This is a genomic window from Paraburkholderia acidisoli (genome assembly GCF_009789675.1).
GTDB classification, from domain to species: Bacteria; Pseudomonadota; Gammaproteobacteria; order Burkholderiales; family Burkholderiaceae; genus Paraburkholderia; species Paraburkholderia acidisoli.
Genome location: NZ_CP046915.1, coordinates 1,353,442 through 1,371,561 on the forward strand (window position 1 = coordinate 1,353,442; position 18,120 = coordinate 1,371,561).

Annotated in this window: 15 protein-coding genes and 2 pseudogenes; 11 read left to right on the top strand and 6 right to left on the bottom strand. The window is 65.5% G+C overall.

Features of this window, described 5'->3' with window-relative positions:
• Window positions 1-3: 3 nt before the first annotated feature.
• Window positions 4-1,383, top strand: a pseudogene (gene atzF / locus FAZ98_RS28180) (allophanate hydrolase); the annotation flags it as partial.
• Between the two features lie 76 nt (window positions 1,384-1,459).
• Here atzF and FAZ98_RS28185 read toward each other — a convergent pair.
• Window positions 1,460-2,329: a helix-turn-helix domain-containing protein gene (locus FAZ98_RS28185; RefSeq protein ID WP_158956249.1), complete on the bottom strand. Its 870-nt coding sequence runs from the start codon at window positions 2,327-2,329 to the stop codon at window positions 1,460-1,462.
• 136 nt (window positions 2,330-2,465) lie between these two features.
• Between FAZ98_RS28185 and FAZ98_RS28190 the strand changes: the two genes are divergently transcribed.
• From FAZ98_RS28190 to FAZ98_RS28230, 9 genes and pseudogenes are all read left to right on the top strand, one after another.
• Window positions 2,466-3,245 (top strand): alpha/beta fold hydrolase, encoded by a 780-nt coding sequence (locus FAZ98_RS28190; protein WP_158956251.1) that lies wholly within the window; start codon window positions 2,466-2,468, stop codon window positions 3,243-3,245.
• Window positions 3,242-4,048 carry a transporter substrate-binding domain-containing protein gene (locus FAZ98_RS28195; RefSeq protein WP_158956253.1) on the top strand — a complete coding sequence of 269 codons (807 nt, stop codon included), beginning with the start codon at window positions 3,242-3,244 and terminating at the stop codon, window positions 4,046-4,048. The genes FAZ98_RS28190 and FAZ98_RS28195 overlap by 4 nt, the downstream gene beginning before the upstream one ends.
• Before the next feature lie 139 nt (window positions 4,049-4,187).
• Window positions 4,188-4,916: an amino acid ABC transporter permease gene (locus FAZ98_RS28200; RefSeq protein ID WP_158956255.1), complete on the top strand. Its 729-nt coding sequence runs from the start codon at window positions 4,188-4,190 to the stop codon at window positions 4,914-4,916.
• Window positions 4,917-4,922: 6 nt separating this feature from the next.
• Window positions 4,923-5,571: pseudogene (locus FAZ98_RS28205) on the top strand (amino acid ABC transporter permease).
• Window positions 5,552-6,286, top strand: coding sequence for an amino acid ABC transporter ATP-binding protein (locus FAZ98_RS28210; protein WP_158956257.1), 735 nt, complete (start codon window positions 5,552-5,554; stop codon window positions 6,284-6,286). The pseudogene FAZ98_RS28205 and the gene FAZ98_RS28210 overlap by 20 nt, the downstream one beginning before the upstream one ends.
• A gap of 10 nt (window positions 6,287-6,296) precedes the next feature.
• A complete protein-coding gene (locus FAZ98_RS28215; RefSeq protein ID WP_158956259.1) occupies window positions 6,297-7,553 on the top strand; it encodes a Zn-dependent hydrolase in 1,257 nt (418 codons plus the stop codon).
• A 35-nt stretch (window positions 7,554-7,588) separates the two neighbouring features.
• Window positions 7,589-7,912: a hypothetical protein gene (locus FAZ98_RS28220; RefSeq protein ID WP_158956261.1), complete on the top strand. Its 324-nt coding sequence runs from the start codon at window positions 7,589-7,591 to the stop codon at window positions 7,910-7,912.
• A gap of 315 nt (window positions 7,913-8,227) precedes the next feature.
• Entirely contained in the window at window positions 8,228-9,415 is a 1,188-nt protein-coding gene (locus FAZ98_RS28225) for an MFS transporter (RefSeq protein ID WP_158956263.1), read from the top strand.
• A gap of 199 nt (window positions 9,416-9,614) precedes the next feature.
• Window positions 9,615-10,835, top strand: a complete 1,221-nt coding sequence (locus FAZ98_RS28230; RefSeq protein WP_158956265.1) for a mechanosensitive ion channel family protein — start codon at window positions 9,615-9,617, stop codon at window positions 10,833-10,835.
• Window positions 10,836-10,916: 81 nt separating this feature from the next.
• Here FAZ98_RS28230 and FAZ98_RS28235 read toward each other — a convergent pair whose 3' ends face one another.
• The gene (locus FAZ98_RS28235; RefSeq protein ID WP_158956267.1) at window positions 10,917-11,621 is read right to left on the bottom strand and encodes a GntR family transcriptional regulator; all 705 of its coding nucleotides are present in this window, start codon (window positions 11,619-11,621) and stop codon (window positions 10,917-10,919) included.
• 270 nt (window positions 11,622-11,891) lie between these two features.
• Here FAZ98_RS28235 and FAZ98_RS28240 point away from each other — a divergent pair, with 270 nt between their 5' ends.
• A complete protein-coding gene (locus tag FAZ98_RS28240; protein WP_158956269.1) occupies window positions 11,892-13,016 on the top strand; it encodes a porin in 1,125 nt (374 codons plus the stop codon).
• 89 nt (window positions 13,017-13,105) lie between these two features.
• Here FAZ98_RS28240 and FAZ98_RS28245 read toward each other — a convergent pair whose 3' ends face one another.
• From FAZ98_RS28245 to FAZ98_RS28260, 4 genes are all read right to left on the bottom strand, one after another.
• A complete protein-coding gene (locus tag FAZ98_RS28245) occupies window positions 13,106-14,275 on the bottom strand; it encodes a pyridoxal phosphate-dependent aminotransferase (RefSeq protein ID WP_199272428.1) in 1,170 nt (389 codons plus the stop codon).
• 21 nt (window positions 14,276-14,296) lie between these two features.
• Window positions 14,297-16,279: an alpha/beta hydrolase domain-containing protein gene (locus FAZ98_RS28250; protein ID WP_158956271.1), complete on the bottom strand. Its 1,983-nt coding sequence runs from the start codon at window positions 16,277-16,279 to the stop codon at window positions 14,297-14,299.
• Complete coding sequence (locus FAZ98_RS28255) at window positions 16,276-17,403, bottom strand: succinylglutamate desuccinylase/aspartoacylase family protein (RefSeq protein WP_158956273.1); 1,128 nt, start codon at window positions 17,401-17,403, stop codon at window positions 16,276-16,278. Before FAZ98_RS28255 ends, FAZ98_RS28250 begins: the two co-directional genes overlap by 4 nt.
• A gap of 75 nt (window positions 17,404-17,478) precedes the next feature.
• Entirely contained in the window at window positions 17,479-18,108 is a 630-nt protein-coding gene (locus tag FAZ98_RS28260; RefSeq protein WP_158956275.1) for a redoxin domain-containing protein, read from the bottom strand.
• Window positions 18,109-18,120: the final 12 nt, after the last annotated feature.

Here is an 18,120-nt window from a genome sequence, read left to right on the forward strand (position 1 = left end):
CACATGCCCTCGTTCGATCTGCGTCTTGCCACGCTGCGCGCCGCTTATCGCGCGGGAACGCTCACGCCGCGCGCGCTCGTGGCCGGTTTGCGCAACCAGGCCGCGGCCCTCAACGCCGAATTCAACCTGTTCATTCATCTGCTCAGCGAGGCGGAACTCGCGCCTTACCTCGAACGGCTCGACACGCTCGACATCGACACGTTGCCGCTGTACGGCATTCCGTTCGCGATCAAGGACAACATCGACCTCGCGGGCATTCCCACCACGGCCGCGTGCCCCGCCTTCGCCTATACGCCGAAGCAGTCGGCGACGCTCGTCGCGCGGCTCATCGAACTCGGCGCGATCCCGCTCGGCAAGACCAACCTCGACCAGTTCGCGACGGGCCTCAACGGCACGCGCTCGCCTTACGGGGCGTGCCGCAACAGCGTGCATCCCGGGTATCCCGCGGGCGGCTCGAGTGCCGGGTCGTCGCTGGCGGTGGCGCTCGGCGTGGCCAGCTTCGCGCTCGGCACCGACACCGCCGGTTCGGGGCGCGTACCGGCCGCGCTCAACAATCTCGTCGGCCTCAAACCGAGCAAAGGCTTGCTGTCGGCGGCGGGCGTCGTACCCGCGTGCCGTACGCTCGACTGCGTGACGTTCTTCACGGCCACCGCCGCGGAAGCGAGCGCGCTGCTTGAGCTGAGCGCGCAGTTCGATCCGCGCGATGCGTACAGCCGCCGCAATCCGCAAGAGAACACGGCACGCGCGTTCGCGACGCCCGCGGCATTTCGCTTCGGCGTGCCGTCGCAACTGGAATTCGCGGGCTGCGCCGAAAGCCCGGCGCTGTTCGCGCAGGCGCGCGCGATGCTGGAAGCGGCGGGCGGCGCAGCGGTCGAAATCGACTTCGCGCCCTTTGTGGAGGCGGCGCGGCTGCTCTATCAGGGTCCGTGGGTCGCGGAACGCTACAGCGTGATCGGTGACTTGATTCGCGCCACGCCCGACGCGGTCCTGCCCGTGATTCGCGAGGTGCTCGCGAAGGCGCCGGAGGCCAGCGCGGTCGACCTGTTCCGCGCGCAATACCGCCTGCAAGCGCTCAAAGCCGCCTGCGACGCCGCGCTCGACACGCTCGATTTCGTGCTGACGCCCACGTATCCGCGCCCGGTCACGCTCGCCGAACTCGCCCGCGACGCCATCGCACCGAATTCGCTGCTCGGCTATTACACGAACTTCATGAACCTGCTGGACTACGCGGCGGTGGCCGTGCCCACCGGCACGATGCGCAACGGCCTGCCGTGGGGCGTGACGGTATTCGGCCGCGCGTTCACCGACCAGGCGCTGCTGGGCGTTGCCGACCTGCTGCAGCGTCGCAACGGCATTCGGCTCGTAGGCGGCAGCACCGTCGAGCCGGGCGAGCGCCCATGCCCGCCGGGCGTTGCGCCGGCGCCGGCCCGCCGGTCTGCCTGACGACGCGAACCGGGAGTCAGTCCGAGTACTTCTTGATCAGCCGGCGTAGTTCGTGCTCCGCCTGGGCACCCTTGAGCGACGTCTGCCACAACGTATTGGTCAGATGGTCGTGCTTGTCGAGCGCTTCCGGGTCTTCGGTGATGGTGCCCACGCCGTAGCGCAAATTGGTCGGCTGGCCGATCCGGAACGGGCTGTTCACGAGATAGCGGCGGCCGTCCGCATGAATGATCTGATAGCCCGATGTCGGCAAGGGCTGCGTCGTCAGGCCGATCTGCACGTGCATGGGCGGCGAAACGATCAGGTCCGCCATGTGGCTGATCTCGCGCGCGGCCTCGCGGCGAAGTTCGGCGCGCTCCGCATACGGCTTGTCGGCGGTCACGGCCAGGCCGTTCGCCAGATAGCGCTCGATGCTGCTCAGCGGCACGATATTGACCATTGCCGGCTGCCGGAACCGGAAGATCGCCTTGCGCCGCTCCAGCACCTGCAGGAGCCGCTTGCCCTCCTCGGGCGTGAGCGGGTCGAGATCCTGCGGATCGTGCAGGCTGCGGGCGAGCGAGCGGTCGTAGCCCGGCGAGCTCAGCACGTAGATCAGCGGGCCGAACACGACCGACACGCGGTCCGCCTTCTCCTCCAGACTGGCGACCCGCTCGAAGAACCGGAAGCCGTCGGTCAGATATTCCGCGCCCAGACCCAGCAGCGTGCTCGGCGACATGCCGTACACGCGCGCGAACTTCTCCAGCGTCTCGAGCTTGACGATGTTGCCCGACTCGTAGCGGTGCAATAACGCCCGCGACACGCCGATCGCTTCGGCCACTTCGTCGGCCGTCATTTTCATCTGCTGGCGATGCCATTTCAGGCGTTCGCCGATGGCGCGGAAACTTTCCATGGGGATGCCTCGGACTGCGAGAACCAGTGACTCAAAAAAGTTACATTGGTCATAAAAAGACGTCAAATAACAAAAATGAGCGTTGGCCCGCCCATTTTGCCGCCGGATACTGGGTTCATCCAACCAGGAGAACTTCATGCCCATCATCCGACTCGACGGCGCCCGCGTTCACTACACGGACAGCGGCGGCACCGGCCGCCCGGTCATCTTCCTTCACGGCGGCTTCGGCAGTTCGTCGGAACTCTGGCAGCGCACGGTCGACGCGCTGCCGCCCGGTTTCCGCGGCCTCGCCATCGACAACTTCCTGCGCTCCGACGCGCCGCCCGACGGCTTCACGATCGAAGCGCTCGCGCGCCGCGTGGCCGCCTTCATCGACCGGCTCGAACTGGACAAGCCGATCGTGGTCGGCCATTCGATGGGCGGCGTCGTCACGCAGATGACCGCGGTGCGCTACCAGGAAAAGCTCGGCGGCATCGTGCTGGTCTGCACCGGCCCTTCGATGACCAATCACGCGCTCGGCCGCGCCCTGCTCGCGCAACTCGAAAACGACGGCATCGAAACGATGCGCGAGATCAGCGCTCACTGGTTCCGCGAACTGCCCCAGCCGTTCTTCGAAGGCTACGTGGAGCGCGCCAAGGCCGCGCCGCTCTCGGCCATGATCGACATCCAGGCGTCGCTGATCGAAACCGACATGCGTCCGCATCTGCCGGGCGTGAAGCTGCCGGCGCTCGTGGTGTGGGGCGCGCACGACGCGGGCCGCACGATGGAACACATGCACCGCCTGCTCGAAGGGCTCGCCAACAGCAAGCTCGCCGAGATGACCGAGAGCGGTCACTCGCCCATGCTGGAAACCCCTGCCGCGTTCGACGAGGCGTTCCACGCCTTCCTGAAGTCCATTCCGGAGTCCGCACGATGAGTCTCTCCACCTCCCTCAAGCGCCGCGTGAGCGCGGCAGTGTTGTCGATCGCCGGCCTGAGCGCCGTGCTGGGCCTCGCGTCGAACGCGCAGGCCGACACGCTCGGCGACATTAAAAAGGCGGGCGTGATTCGCGTGGCGGTGCCGCAGGACTACGCACCGTTCGGCTCGGCCGGCAGCGACATGCAACTGCATGGCTATGACGTCGAAGTCGCGAAACTGACCGCGGCCGCGCTGCACGTGAAGCTGGAAATCGTGCCGGTGACGATGGCCAACAAGATCCCGTACCTGCTGACGAACAAGGTGGATCTCGTCCTCAATCTCGGCAAGAATCCGCAGCGCGCCGAGGTGATCGATTTCACCGCGCCGTACGCGCCTTACTACACGGCCATATTCGGCCCGCAAGCCGAGGCGCTGCCGGACGTGGGCGCGTTGAAGGGCAAGAAGATCGGCGTCGTGACGGGCTCGCAGGAAGACCTCTTCATCACGAAGAATGCGCCGGCCGGCACGTTGTTCTCGCGCTACCAAGACAACAGCTCGGCGGTGGCGGGTTTCCTGTCGGGGCAGACCGAATTCCTCGCCACGGGCAACATCGTGGGTGCGAAGCTGCTGGCCGATAACCCGCAGAAGCACTTCGCGCAGAAGCTGCTGCTCATGGATTCGCCGGTCTGCGCCGCGGTTCGCAAAGGCGATGCGCCCATGCTCGAAGCCGTCAACGCCATCTTTGCCGCGCAGAAGTCCAGCGGCCAGCTCGACACGCTGTCGCGCCAGTGGCTCAAGCAGCCGCTCGACGTGAAGCCCTGAGCCCCGCGCCTTTCGCTCCGAGCCTTCAACCTGGAAAGGCGCGCCGCCGAACCCGTTGGGCGACACCGTCTCGTGCCCCGCCGCGTCATGAGACGGTGACGCGCCCGTCCATCGCATCTCGATCCCGAGAGCTTCGATCATGTCCTATCAATTCGATTTCGGCGCAATCGCGCCGTATCTGCCCCTGCTCGCCCAAGGCGTGGCGACGACGCTGGCCGTCAGCGTCGCCGGCGGTTTCGGCGGATTCGTGCTGAGCATCGCCGGTGCGTGGATGCATGCGGAAGGCAGGCCCTGGGCCCGGATGGCGACGCGCGCGTATGTGGAAATCTTTCGCAACACGCCGTTCCTGATTCAACTGTTCTTCATCTTCTTCGGCCTGCCGCAACTGCACGTGAAACTCGACGCGATCGAAGCCTCGCTGCTCGCGGTCACCGTCAACTTCGGCGCCTATGGCACCGAAATCTTGCGCAGCGCCATGGCGGCGACGCCGCGCGGTCAGCATGAAGCCGGCGCGAGTCTCGCCATGACGCGCTTCCAGATCTTCCGTTACGTGCTGCTGCGACCCGCGTTGCAGAAGGTCTGGCCGGCCCTCACGAGCCAGTTCATCATCATGATGCTCACGACCTCCGTGTGCTCGCAGATCACCTTGAACGACATTTCGCACGCCGCGGACTTCATTCAGGGCCGCACGTTCCGCGCGTTCGAAACCTACGCGAGCGCCACGCTCACATATTTGCTGCTCGCCATCGTCTTGCGCCATGCGCTGCACGCGATCGGCAAACGCTTCGTGATCGCACGTATCACGCCGCGCTCGCCCGGGCAGCCGGCGCGCCGCATCGCGGCCCGCGCAACCCACCCGGCGAGGTAACGCGTCATGGACTTCACGTTCTGGGACATCCTGCGCGCGCTGCTCGCCTCGCTGGACCGCGCTGCTCTCGCTCGTCGCCTTTCTCTTTGGCGGCGCCCTCGCGCTCGCGGTCATGGGGCTGCGGCTTTCGTCGGCGAAGACCGCGCGGAGCGTGGCAGTGGCCTTCATCGAACTGTTTCAGGGTACGCCGCTCCTGATGCAGTTGTTCATCGTGTTCTTCGGCATTGCCCTGTTCGGCTTCGACGTGCCCGCGTGGTGCGCGGCGGGAATCGCCGTCTCGCTGTGGTCGGCGGCGTTCCTCGCGGAAATCTGGCGCGGCTGCATCGAGGCCGTGCCGCGCGGACAGTGGGAGTCGTCCGCTTCGCTCGCCATGACCCGCGTCCAGCAATACCGCTACATCGTGCTGCCGCAGGCCTGCCGTCTCGCGATTGCCCCCACGGTCGGCTTCTGCGTGCAGATCGTCAAGAACACTTCCGTCACCTCGATCATCGGCTTCGTCGAACTCACCAAGGCGGGCGCGATGATCAGCAATACGACGTTTCGGCCACTCGAAACCTTCGGGCTCGTCGCCTTGCTGTACTTCCTGCTGTGCTGGCCGCTTTCGGCACTGAGCCGTCATCTGGAGAACCATTTCCATGCCCCTTATCGCAATTGACCGGATCACGAAGCGCTTCGGCGAAAACGAAGTGCTCAAAGGCATCGATCTGAATATCGGCCAGGGCGAAGTCATTTCGCTGATCGGCAGAAGCGGCTCGGGCAAGAGCACGCTCCTGCGCTGCATCAACGGACTGGAAACGATCGACGGCGGCACGATCGACGTCGCGGGCACACGCCTGTCCGCCGACGCGGCGGCGCTCAGGCAACTGCGGCTCGAAGTCGGCATGATCTTCCAGCAGTTCAACCTGTTTCCACATCTCACCGTGGGGCGCAACGTGATGCTCGCACCGATGATCGTGCAAGGCATGAAGCCCGCGCAGGCGCGCGAACAGGCGGCGCTTCAGCTGGAACGTGTCGGCCTCGCCAGCAAGTTCGACGCGTATCCGGATCAACTGTCCGGCGGGCAGCAGCAGCGCGTGGCGATTGCGCGCGCGCTGTGCATGTCGCCCAAAGCCTTGTTGTGCGACGAGATCACCTCGGCGCTCGACCCGGAACTCGTGCAGGAAGTGCTCGCCGTGGTGAAGCAACTCGCGGCGGGCGGCATGACGCTCGTGATGGTCACGCACGAAATGCGATTCGCGCGCGAGGTCTGCGATCGCGTGGTTTTCCTGCATCAGGGACGCATACACGAAAGCGGTTCGCCCGACGCGCTCTTCAACCGCCCCCAGACCGACGAACTGCGCCAGTTCCTCGCGGCGGCCCATCAAGCCTAGGCGCACCCTCATGAAAGCAACGGCTCATTACGCGCACATCGCGCAAGCGCTTTTCGACTCGGTGCGCGCGGCAACGGCCGGACGGCTCGGCGTGACGCGCGACTCGTACGGCGCCGGTGAAAGCCGCGGGATCGGCGTGCTGACGCAGTTCGCCCAGCAGCAAGGTATCGCGACACAGGTCGATCGCGCGGGCAACGTCACTTTCTCGCTCGCCGACGACACGCGCGATCGACCCGTGTTGTGCGGATCGCACCTGGACTCCGTGCCCGAGGGCGGCAATTTCGACGGCCTCGCGGGCGTGGTCGCCGGCCTGCTCTGTCTGATGCGGCAGCGCGACGAGGGACGGCGCGGCGCGCATCCGCTCCATGTGCTGGCATTGCGCGGCGAGGAAAGCGCGTGGTTCGGCAAAGCGTATCTCGGTTCGAGCGCCCTCTTCGGCCGCCTGCCGCGAGCGCTGCTGGATGCGCGCCATCGCTCGACGGGTGCGACGCTCGCCGCCTGCATGCGCGAAGTCGGTGCCGACGTCGAAGCCATTGCCGCCGGCGAGGTCCTGCTCGACGCGAATCACGCGGCCGGTTACATCGAACTGCATATCGAGCAGGGCGCGTTGCTCGACGACGCACAGCAGTCCGTCGCCATCGTGCCGTCGATCCGCGGCAACGTGCGCTACCGCAACGTACGCTGCATCGGCGAGCCGGGCCATTCGGGCGCCGTGCCGCGCGAGCGCCGCCACGATGCGGTCTTCGCGGCCGCCCACGTGGTCGGCGCACTCGACGAGTACTGGAAGCAGGAACTCGCTCAGGGCGCCGACCTCGTGATCACCTGCGGCGTGTTCGGCACGCGCGCGGAAGAACACGCGATTTCACGCATTCCCGGCGAAGTCGACTTCAGCTTCGAGGCCCGCAGCGCCGACCCGCAAGTGCTGACACGCGTGCTCGACGTCTTCGAACGGACGCTGGCCGACACCACCGCCTCGCATGGCGTGCGGTTCGAAACGGGCACGCTGTTGCAGACCGCGCCCGCAACGATGGATGCAGGCTGGATCGCGTTGCTCGAGCAAAATGCCCGCGCATTGAATCTGAGCGCGCCGCGTTTGCCCAGTGGTGCGGGGCACGACGCCGCGATGTTCGCCGAAGCGGGCATTCGCAGCGCGATGATCTTCGTTCGGAACCAGCATGGTTCGCACAATCCCGACGAGTCGATGCGTCTCGTCGATTTCATGGACGGCGTCGAGTTGCTGTACGAAAGCCTCGATGCGTTCGTCTGACCGTCACGACCGACGGCACTTTTTGGAGAGGAAAAATGAATCTGGAACTGGCAGCGGCATCGCTTTCGCGACGGGGTCTTGGCCTGACCGATCTCAGGGAGTTCGCACTGCAGTGCCGCGACGGCGCAAGCCGGCCCGGCAGCCATGCGGCCGTGCTGATCCTGCTGGCCGAAAAGGCGTCGGCATTTTTCGAGCGATACGAGGGCATTGCGATGAGCAACGACGCGCTCAATGAATTCGTCCGCCTGCTGGCCGGTGACGTGGAGACGTTCCGTCTGGCTACGGCACAGGGCGACGTGGCGCTCGTCGAGGCCTTGAACGCTTTCGCTTCGTTGTTTTCGCGCGAGCTGGCGATATAGCAGCGGATACCATCCGGCCTACCGGCATCGTCGCCATGCCGAACGGGCCGTTCTCACGCGCGGAGAAAAGCCGAAATTTAAGTTTCCTTTAATTTTCGGCCGCTACATTGATCGATATGTCACATTGTGCCTCATTTCCCGGCTTGACACCGGGGCTCGATGCGCAATGAGATCACCCCGCAGTTCCAGGTCTGGACGCAACGTCCAGTCGTCGCCGGCGACTCGGTGGCAGCTTGGCCCAGCGCTCAGCGCTGGGTTTTTTTTGATTCCACCACCATGCAGAATTCCGTAGCGGCCTCAACGTCCACGGCACCTATGACACAACTCGAAAAGCGCGCGACGTTCTCGCTCGCCGCGATCTTCGCGCTGCGCATGCTGGGCCTCTTCATGATCATGCCGGTGTTTTCGGTCTACGCGAAAACCGTTCCCGGCGGCGACAACCTGCTGCTCGTCGGCATCGCGCTCGGCGCGTACGGCGTCACGCAGTCACTCCTGTACATCTTCTACGGCTGGGTCTCCGACCGCATTGGCCGCAAACCGGTGATCGCCACGGGCCTCGTGATCTTCGCCATCGGCAGCTTCGTGGCCGCGGGCGCGCACGACATGGTGTGGATCATCGTCGGGCGCGTCATTCAGGGCATGGGCGCGGTCTCGTCGGCGGTGCTCGCGTTCATCGCCGACCTGACTTCCGAGGAGCATCGCACCAAGGCCATGGCGATGGTGGGCGGCTCGATCGGCATGTCGTTCGCCGTGGCCATCGTGGGCGCGCCCATCGTGTTCCACTGGCTCGGCATGAGCGGCCTGTTCGCGCTGGTCGGCGTGTTCTCGATCCTGGCCGTGGGCGTGGTGATCTGGGTCGTCCCCGACGCGCCCAGCAAACCCGTGCACGTGCGCGCGCCGTTCGCCGAGGTGCTGCACAACGTCGAGCTGCTGCGCCTGAACTTCGGCGTGCTCGTGCTGCATGCCACGCAAACCGCGCTGTTTTTGGTGGTGCCGCGCCTGCTCGTCGACGCCGGTCTGCCGGTGGCCTCGCACTGGAAGGTGTATCTGCCGGTCATGGGCCTCTCGTTCGTGCTGATGGTGCCCGCCATCATCGCCGCGGAGAAGCGCGGCAAGATGAAGGCCGTGGTGGTCTCGGCAATCGCGCTTATCCTGATCGGCCAGTTGTTGCTCGGCTCGCTCGCGCATACATTGGCAATCGTGGCGGCGGTGCTGTTCGTGTACTTCCTCGGTTTCAACATCCTGGAGGCGTCGCAGCCCTCGCTCGTCTCGAAGCTCGCGCCGGGCAACCGCAAGGGCGCGGCCACGGGCGTGTACAACACCACGCAGTCGCTCGGGCTCGCGCTCGGCGGCGTGGTGGGCGGCTGGCTGCTCAAGCACGACGGCGCCAGTACCGTGTTTTACGCGTGTTCGGGGCTCGTATTGTGCTGGCTTATCATCGCGGCCAATATGAAGGTGCCGCTCAAGCGCGCCTCGTCGTCATTGCCGTCGCCGTCGCCTTGAACCTCGGCGCATCGCAACAGCACCACCCAAAGCGGCACCTTTCCTCGCTGCCGTCTTAAAGCGGCATCGCTCGAACCCTAACCCGAAAGGCGACGATCCGCGCGTCGCCCCGTCATCTCATCGCTCGCACACACACACGGCGCCCCGCAACGGGCGCCGTTTGCCATTCGCGACACTTTCAAGGAGTCCCCGTCCCGCGATGTCCCTCAACGCCATACCGCTCGCCCCGCTGATCGCCCTCGTACTGCTGTTCGCCGCCGCCGCGATTGTCGGCATCGTCGTCCACTTCCTGCTCTTTCGCGTGGTCGCCCGTGTCGCTCGCCGCACTACGACGCGTATCGACGACGCCCTCTTCGAATTCGGCGCATTCCGCTGGCTCGGCCGGCTCGCGCCCGTCGTCGTCGTCAAGATCGGCATCGGGCTCGTGCCCAATCTGCCCGCGTCGATCGCCGACACCATCGACAAGATCGCTTTCGCGATCATCGTGCTGTGCGTCGCGCTCACGCTCGGCGCGACGCTTTCCGCTATCGAGCACGTTTACCGCCTCACGCATCAGGAGCAGCCGCGCGTCTCGCTCAAAGGCGCCATGCAACTCGTCAAGCTGATCCTGTTCATCACGGCGGCGCTCGTCATCATCGGCGACGTGACGGGCAAGCAGATCGGCCTGCTGCTCTCTGGAATCGGCGCGATGTCGGCGGTGCTGATGCTGATTTTCAAGGACACGCTGCTAGGGCTCGTCGCGGGCATCCAGCTGTCGTCGAACGACATGCTGCGCATCGGCGACTGGATCACGATGCCGGGCGCGGGCGCCGACGGCACCGTCACGGATATCACGCTGAACACCGTGAAGGTCGCGAACTTCGACCATACGATCATCACCATTCCCACCTGGAAGCTGATCACCGAGAGCTACCAGAACTGGCGCGGCATGAGCGAAGCGGGCGGCCGGCGCATCAAGCGCGCCCTGCGTATCGACGCCACCAGCGTTCGTTTTCTCGAGGCCGAGGAGCTCGCGCGCCTCGAACGTCTCACGATGCTGCGCGAGTATCTCGCGGGCAAGCGGGCGGTCTTGCAGCAGCACAACCTCGCGCTCGCCAGCGCCGGCAGTGCGCCCGGCAATCTGCGCCGTCTCACGAATCTGGGCACGTTTCGCGGCTACGTCGCCCGATACCTGGAAACGCATCCCCTCGTTCATCGCGAGATGACGTGCATGGTGCGCCAGTTGCCGGCCGATGCCGAAGGCGTACCGATCGAGCTGTATTGCTTCACGACCACGACGAGCTGGGCCGAATACGAAACCATCCAGGCGGATCTGTTCGATCACCTGATCGCGATGCTGCCGGAGTTCGGCTTGCGCGTGTACCAGCGGCCAACGGGGTTCGACCTGCAATCCGGCCTCGCGGTATCACGCGAAGCTTGACGGGCGGAGTCGTGGCGGGCGCTCAGTGTTCCGCCAGGCGCGCGAGGCTGGCTGTCGCACCCTATGACGCGACGCGAGGGCTCAGAGGCTGACGGTCGAATCGCGGCGCTCGAGAATGTCGAGCAGGAAATCGAACGAGAGACGAATGTCGCGCTCCATCGCTTCGCGCGCCGCCGCCGCGTCGTGACGCTCCATCGCCGCGACCACCACGTGATGAAGGTCCGTGCCGGCCGTGTTGTACGGCACGGTTTCGTTGCGCTCCACTTCCTGCGTGATCACACGCATGTACGGACCGCATTGAAGCCATACCGTTTCGATCAGTTGCGGCAGCACCGCCGAACCCGAGAGCTGATAAATCAGGAAGTGGAATTCCTGATTCTTCACGAGGCTTTCGTGAATGCCGTCGTGCTGGATGGCCAGTTCGTGCTCGCCAATCAAGCGCTTGAGGCGGCGGATCGAGGCGTCGTCCACGCGCTCGGCGGCCATTTCCGTTGCGCGGCCTTCGAGCGCGATGCGCGCGTTGCAGAGGTCGAGCAGCCGCGCCTTGCTCACTTCGGGCACCTGGATCGTGCCATTGGCCAGCGCGATCAAACCGTTTTCGACGACAAGCTGGCGCAGCGCCTCGCGCACCGGCATCGCGCTGGAACCGAAGCCGTCGGCCAGCGAGGCCACCGTCAACTGCGTGCCCGGCTCGAAGCGCCCCTGCATCAGCGAGGTGCGCAGCTGGGCGTAGATCGACTCCTGCATCGTCGAGCGCTTCACCACGCGCTTGATCTGTTCGCTCATCTTCGTTCCTTGATCGTTCGATCAAATTGATCCCGCATTGTAGCAGCGCCACGCTGCCATCGCTCGGTGTTGCCTGCGGGACGCGCCAGGGTCGGTGCGCCTTGACAAACAATATTGGCGAAAAAAGAATTCGGTCATCAATTGATTATTTGATCAAATGATACGAAGCATGCCGAAAAGCCGAACCGCCGCGTCGCCGCTTCCCGGCGCATGACCCGGTCGCGCGATCTTTTTTGGCGGCGTCCATCATCCGTTACTGTCATCACCTCTATGTCCAGACGATTCCTCTCACGCCCACCTTCGCCGCGCCGCCGACTCGCCGCCGCGTGCCTGTCCGCCTGCGTCGCGCTCGGCGCGGGCGCCGCGCACGCCCAAAGCGCCGTCACGCTCTACGGCATCGTCGATGCCGGTATCGGCTACGTCAGCAATGTCGGCGGCAAGACCCAGGTGCTCGCCACCAACTCGATCATGCAGGCGAACCGGCTGGGCTTTCGCGGCAGCGAAGACCTGGGCGGCGGCACCAAGGCGATCTTCACGCTCGAAAACGGCTACAGCACCACCACGGGCGCGCTCGGACAAGGCGGCAAGCTGTTCGGGCGCCAGGCGTTCGTCGGCCTGAAAGACGACCGCTACGGCACGCTCACGCTCGGCAACCAGTACGACTTCATGGGCTTGACGCTCGGCATGTACGAAACGTCCACGTGGTTGCTCGGCCAATATTCCGACCACCCGTTCGCGAACGACCGCGCGAACTCGCTGCGCCTCACCAACTCCGTGCAGTACCTCACCCCGGTATGGTCGGGCTTCCAGTTCGGGGCAATGTACGGCTTCTCGAACCTGCCCGGCGACATCAACGGCGACGGCCGCGCATACAGCTTTTCCGCGACCTACGCCGCGGGACCGTTGAACGTCGCGGCGGCCTATACCGAAGTCGCGGGCACGAGTTCGGTGCTCGATATCTCGACGCTGTTCGGGCGGCCCGCGGGCACGGTCCAGATCGGCGGCAGCTATCTGCGCACGTTCGGCGTGGCGACGAGCTACCGCTTCGCCAAAACCTTCGTCTATGCGATGTACACGCAGGCGCTGTATGCGGGCGTGCGCGGCCAGAACGTGCAGAACGCGCTGTTCCGCAACGGCGAACTCGGCCTGACCTACTCGCTCACGCCCTATGTCACGGCAGGCGCGGGTTACACACTCACCACGCTCGGCTCGACCAAACTGCATCAGGTCAGCACCACGCTCGACTACGCCTTCTCCAAGCGTACGGACGTCTACGCGATGTTCCTCGCCGAACACGCGCAAGGCAACAGCGTGCACGCCTCCATCATCGGCATCGGCGGCTCGTCGAGCCCGAACCAGCTGGTTGCCGACATCGGCATTCGCCACAAGTTCTGATCGTTTCCCCGTAACGCGCAACGAAACAGGCCGGCAAGATTCATCACCTTCCGGCCTGTTTATTTCGGATTCCGAATAATCGATAAAGCTCAGGCAAGCGCGTCGAAAAAGCGCTTCATGCGCGTCATGGCTTCGGCAATACGCGCCTTCGAATCCGAACCGAAACAGACGCGCAAGTGCCCTTCGCCCGCCGCGCCATAGAAGCTGCCCGCCTCCACCACCACGCGCGCTTCCACCAGCAGACGCTCCGCACAATGCTGCGCTGAAAGTCCCGTCGCGCGGATATCGGCGAACGCGTAGATCGTGCCTTCGGGCGCGCGGCACGTTACGCCGCGCATGCCATTGAGGCTTTCCACGACGAGATCGCGCTTCGCGCGATCTTCGTCCACCAGCGTTTGCAGCATCGCGCGCGGCCCCGTGACCGCCGCGAGCGCACCGGCCTGAATGAAGGTGTTCACGTGCGTGACGTCGTTGGCCGTGATCTTGAGCAGCGCGGGCATCACCTCGGGCGGCGCCGTCATGAAGCCGAGACGCCAGCCGTCCATGGCATACGACTTGGTGAACGCGAGCATCGTGATCGTGCGCTCGCGCATGCCCGGCAGCGAGGCAAGGCTGATATGACGGGCCGCGTCGTAGACGATGGCTTCGTACACTTCGTCCGAGATCACCACGAGATCGTGGCGAATCGCGACATCGGCGAGTGCCTCGAGTTCGGCGCGGCTGTACACGCGGCCCGTGGGATTCGCGGGATTGACGAGCACGATAGCTTTGGTGCGCGGCGTGATGGCGGCTTCGATCGCGCTCGCGTCGATCGAGAAACCGTGGTCGCGATCGAGATCGACGATCACGGGCTTGCCGCCCGCCAACTCGATCTTGCCCACGTGCTGCGGATAAAACGGCGCGAGCAGAATCACTTCGTCGCCTTCATCGATCAGCGAGAAAAATGCCGCGAACGAGGCATGCGTGAGGCCGCTCGTGACGAGCACGTCGTCTTCGGTCACGTCGAGGGCGTTGTCCTCGCGCAGCTTGGCCGCAAGCGCGCGACGCAGCGCGGGAATGCCGCGCATGTCGCTGTAGTGCACGTCTCCCGCGAGCAAGGCGTCGATGGTGGCCTGCTTGATCGGCAGCGGCGTGTCGGCATGAGGACGGCCGAGTTCGAGATGGATGAGGTCGGACGTGTCGCCCGGCAGCCGCGCCGCCTGGTCGTACATGCCATAGGATTTTTTCGAAGTTTCGGTGATGCGTTTGGCGAGTTTCATCGTGAGTGAGAAAGGCGGAGATCAGACGATATGGAACGGATCGGCGGCGCGGTCGAGTCGCGCTTCGAGTTGCTGCACGTCGCTCGCGAGCATGAGGCGCCCAGCGGCCAGTTCATACGCGGCAGCCAGCAATGCCACGCGCCACGCCTCGGGCGAAGCGTAGCGCTGCTCGAACGGGGCGCGCCGGTCGCCGTCGAGCATGGCATCGGCTGCGCGCGCGAACGGCACGTACGAGCCATACACGCTGTACAGCGCGCCTTCCGCATAGCCCGGCGCACGTAGCGCCCAGCCTGCGTGCGTGCCGAGCGGCGCCGCCACGAACGGTGGCCGGATGCCCGCAATGCCGTTGCCGTCGACATCCACGGCGGGCACGAACACCGGATACGGCGCGCCTTCATGCGGCGGCACGCTCGAATGATCGAGCAGGCGCAACGCATTCAAGACGCGCGGACCAACGAGCCCCGTGGCGGATTCGAAGCGTTCGACGAACCGGTCGAGCGGCCACCACGTGCCCTCCGCATGCGACGGAAAGCGGCTTTCGGGCGGCTCGACGCCTTCGTCCACCCACGCGCGCATCGCCACGAACAGCGCGCGTAGCGGCGCGCCATAGGTCAGCGGATTCGTCGCATAGCGCACGACCGGCGTACTCGCCGCATTCGGCAGCGGATAGTCGCCATGCGGCACGCCCGTGGCGAGATAGAAACGCACATCGGGATCGGCGGGCAAATCCTTGCCCTCGCAATCCGTCACCACCAGCGAAGCGCGCGCCGACCAGACTTCGGAGTCGGTATCCAGATGCATCAGCCGGGGCGCCGTATTCGAAGCACGCGCGCGCGCGAGCACGCCATCCGTCTTGCCGCTGACAGGATCGTGCAGCGTTGCATAGGCGAAGGGAAACTGATCGCCGAGAAAGCCATGGTCTTCGTGCTGACGCGAGTAACGGCCCGGCTGCGAGAACGGCGCGTTGACCCACGCCTTGCGCGAGCCCGCGATGATCGGCACGGCCGCGTCGAATACACGCCCGCCCTCGAGACTTTCGTTGAAGCCTTGCCACAGGAAGTCGCGCAGCACACGGCCGCTTTGCGAGAGACCGAAACCGAGCGCGCGTGCGGGCGGTTTGTCGTCGGCCAGCGCGAGCGGGTTCGGTGTGCCATGCGTGTCGTGTTTCGCGTGCTTGAGGAAGGCGATCACGTCGCGCACGCTCGCATAACCGAGCCCCATCACGACCGGATCGCGCGCGTCGTAGACGAATTCGACAATCGCGCCGCGGTCGAGCGTGCACGCGGGCAGGCGCTCGATCTCGATACGTTGCGCGTCGAGATACCGCCACGCGAAGCCCGCTTGCGTGGCATCGAGGCGCGCGTCGCGCTCGTGCTGACGAACGCTCAAACGCGCGCGCGACACGTCGAGGTCCGCCGCGGGGTACGAGAGCGTGAGCACACAGCGTTGCGCGTCGAGTTCCTGCACGATGGCGCCGCGTATCGAATCGGGCGCGTCGAGCACGAACTCTTCCCAGCCCTTGCCGACGATAGGCGCGCCCGCGCGCGTGGCCACCGGGAACTGCGCTAGCATGCGGCCGCCGCCCGGCTCGACATTGCCTTGCCACGCCGTCCAGACGATCGAATAGCCCTCGTGCATGAGAAAGCCGTTGCCGATCTCGTCCGCGCGCGTGGGCAGCGCCACGACCGGCGCGTTGTTGATGCGCACGATGCCGCGCTGCGTGCCGCGATTGAGGTATTCGTAGAACAGCCAGTCGTTGCCGCGCGCAAGATCGACGGGCTTGTAGATATGAAAATCGACGCGGTATTCGACCAGCCCCTGTGCATTGCGCGGCGCATGCTCGATCAGCGCGATCTCGCGATTGAGCGCATGGGCGGGATCGAGCGCGCCATGCGCCAGGCCCGACAGCAGTTCGTACTCGCCCACCGCGCCGTTTTCGCCGAAGCGCATGCCGTCGAACACCGGCTGGCGCGACAATACCTCGAAACGAGTGATGCCGGTCATGGCTGAGTTCCGCGCGGCGCGTTTTGCACGGCGGCGAGCTTCGCCACGCAATCGAACGGCCTGACGAGGCGATTCAGCGTGCGGCCGTAGAGCAAGCCGCCTTTCGTCGCCACGATGGGCGTGCGCGCCCGCGCGGGATCGTCGGCGTCGGGGTCGACGATCTCGGCGATCACCGTGCCGGGCTCGACGATCGCGCCCACCTCGTAGCGGTACACGACCACGCCGCATACGGGCGTGCGCACGAATTCAATGGCTTCGTGCGGCGTGAGTTCGCCCTGCCACGCAATGGCCGCGAGCGGTTCCGTGCTGGCGATGATCTCGCGCCGTTGCAGGAAACGCACGAGCGCGGCGGCATCGCCCTGCGCGGTTTCATCGTCGACATCGGTCACGCCGCGCATCTCCAGCGTCGCGCCCACGCAGGCCTGCGGCACCGGCTTGTGCGCGCCCACGTGCCGCGCGAGATCGAACCACGGGCGGCTGCACACCGTGTCGAACAGCGCGGGCGTGTCGGTCACGTGCACCATGCGCGGATCGAGTTCGGCGATGAAGTCGGCGAGCGGCGCCTGCGTCCACGGCGCGACCACGAGGCACACGCACGCTTCGAGTTCGGTGTGCAGGTCGAACACGTAGTCGGCGTCGATGGCAAGACGCATGAGCGTCTTTTGCAGCGACTTGAATTCGTTCACGGGCTGCTGCGCGTCCACGAGCGCGACGAGCGTTTCGCGCACGAGTTGCGTGTTCGCCTCGGTGTTATCGCCCAGCTGGTCGGCCACGCGCGCGATCAGTTGCGGCGCGAGATCGGGAAAGCCGCGATTGAAATTGCCGTTGCCGTCGAGCGCTTCGCGCCCGATCTGCGTGCCGAGGATGTTCTCCGAAAGCCCGATGGGATTCGCGAACGGCACCACGACCACTTCGCCGCGAATGCGCCCCGCGCGATCGGCTTCCTGCAGTTGCGCGACGAGATGATGCGCGATCAGAAGGCCTGGCGTTTCGTTCGCATGCAAGGCGGCCTGCACATAGACCTTCGGCCGTGCCCCAGCCTCGCCAAAACGGTGGACCTTGAGATGACGCGCCGCGCCGGGGCTCGAACGCATCAGGGGCAGGTGCTCGATCGTGTGTGCCATGCTGGTTCCTTCTTTGTGACGGTTGATACGAAAACGTTCAGGAAAACGAACAGACGGCAGGTGCCGTCCGGGTGCTCAATCGGGTTGATCGACGAACCGTAGATACGGTCGCAACACGTCCACGCCGCCGGGGTACATCGCTTCGGCCGTGTCCTGCGCGAGCGAGGGCGGCAGCATCACGCGCCCGCCTTCCCGCCATGTGGCAGGCGTCGCGACGCGGCGCGCCGCCGTGAGTTGCACGGCCTTCACGATGCGCAGCAATTCGTCGAAGTTGCGACCGTTCGTGACGGTGTAAGTGAGCGAGACCGCCACGCGCGCATCGGGCCCGACGAGCAAGGCCGTGCGTAGCAGCGCGGGCGGCGCGGCGGTTTCATCGACGAACCCGAGTGCGCGCGGCACCTCGCCGCTCGCGTCGTTGACGAGCGCGAAGCTCGGCGTGCAAGCGAACATGGCCTGCAAATCGGCCAGCCATGCGGCCACGCTCGGCTCGCTATCGATCGACACGCCAAGCACCTTCGTGCCGCATGCCACGAATTGCGGCATCAAGGTTTCGAGCGCGGCGAATTCGGTGCTGCAGGTCGGCGACATCGACTTGAAGGCGAACACGAGCGACCAGCCTCGTGCGTGCCATTCGTGAAAGCGCAGCGCGCCCGTGCTCGCGTTCGCGGTGAAGTCGGGGCAAAGACTGCCGACGGGAAGCGTCATGCTGTGATTCCT

Bases quoted from the DNA above. Each gene is read 5' to 3' on its own strand.
- FAZ98_RS28200 (WP_158956255.1), top strand. From the start codon at position 4,188: ATGTCCTATCAATTCGATTTCGGCGCAATCGCGCCGTATCTGCCCCTG.
- FAZ98_RS28220 (WP_158956261.1), top strand. From the start codon at position 7,589: ATGAATCTGGAACTGGCAGCGGCATCGCTTTCGCGACGGGGTCTTGGC.
- FAZ98_RS28195 (WP_158956253.1), top strand. From the start codon at position 3,242: ATGAGTCTCTCCACCTCCCTCAAGCGCCGCGTGAGCGCGGCAGTGTTG.
- FAZ98_RS28255 (WP_158956273.1), bottom strand. From the start codon at position 17,403: ATGGCACACACGATCGAGCACCTGCCCCTGATGCGTTCGAGCCCCGGC.
- FAZ98_RS28190 (WP_158956251.1), top strand. From the start codon at position 2,466: ATGCCCATCATCCGACTCGACGGCGCCCGCGTTCACTACACGGACAGC.
- FAZ98_RS28225 (WP_158956263.1), top strand. From the start codon at position 8,228: ATGACACAACTCGAAAAGCGCGCGACGTTCTCGCTCGCCGCGATCTTC.
- FAZ98_RS28230 (WP_158956265.1), top strand. From the start codon at position 9,615: ATGTCCCTCAACGCCATACCGCTCGCCCCGCTGATCGCCCTCGTACTG.
- FAZ98_RS28245 (WP_199272428.1), bottom strand. From the start codon at position 14,275: ATGAAACTCGCCAAACGCATCACCGAAACTTCGAAAAAATCCTATGGC.
- FAZ98_RS28250 (WP_158956271.1), bottom strand. From the start codon at position 16,279: ATGACCGGCATCACTCGTTTCGAGGTATTGTCGCGCCAGCCGGTGTTC.
- FAZ98_RS28185 (WP_158956249.1), bottom strand. From the start codon at position 2,329: ATGGAAAGTTTCCGCGCCATCGGCGAACGCCTGAAATGGCATCGCCAG.
- FAZ98_RS28235 (WP_158956267.1), bottom strand. From the start codon at position 11,621: ATGAGCGAACAGATCAAGCGCGTGGTGAAGCGCTCGACGATGCAGGAG.
- FAZ98_RS28240 (WP_158956269.1), top strand. From the start codon at position 11,892: ATGTCCAGACGATTCCTCTCACGCCCACCTTCGCCGCGCCGCCGACTC.
- FAZ98_RS28215 (WP_158956259.1), top strand. From the start codon at position 6,297: ATGAAAGCAACGGCTCATTACGCGCACATCGCGCAAGCGCTTTTCGAC.
- FAZ98_RS28210 (WP_158956257.1), top strand. From the start codon at position 5,552: ATGCCCCTTATCGCAATTGACCGGATCACGAAGCGCTTCGGCGAAAAC.
- FAZ98_RS28260 (WP_158956275.1), bottom strand. From the start codon at position 18,108: ATGACGCTTCCCGTCGGCAGTCTTTGCCCCGACTTCACCGCGAACGCG.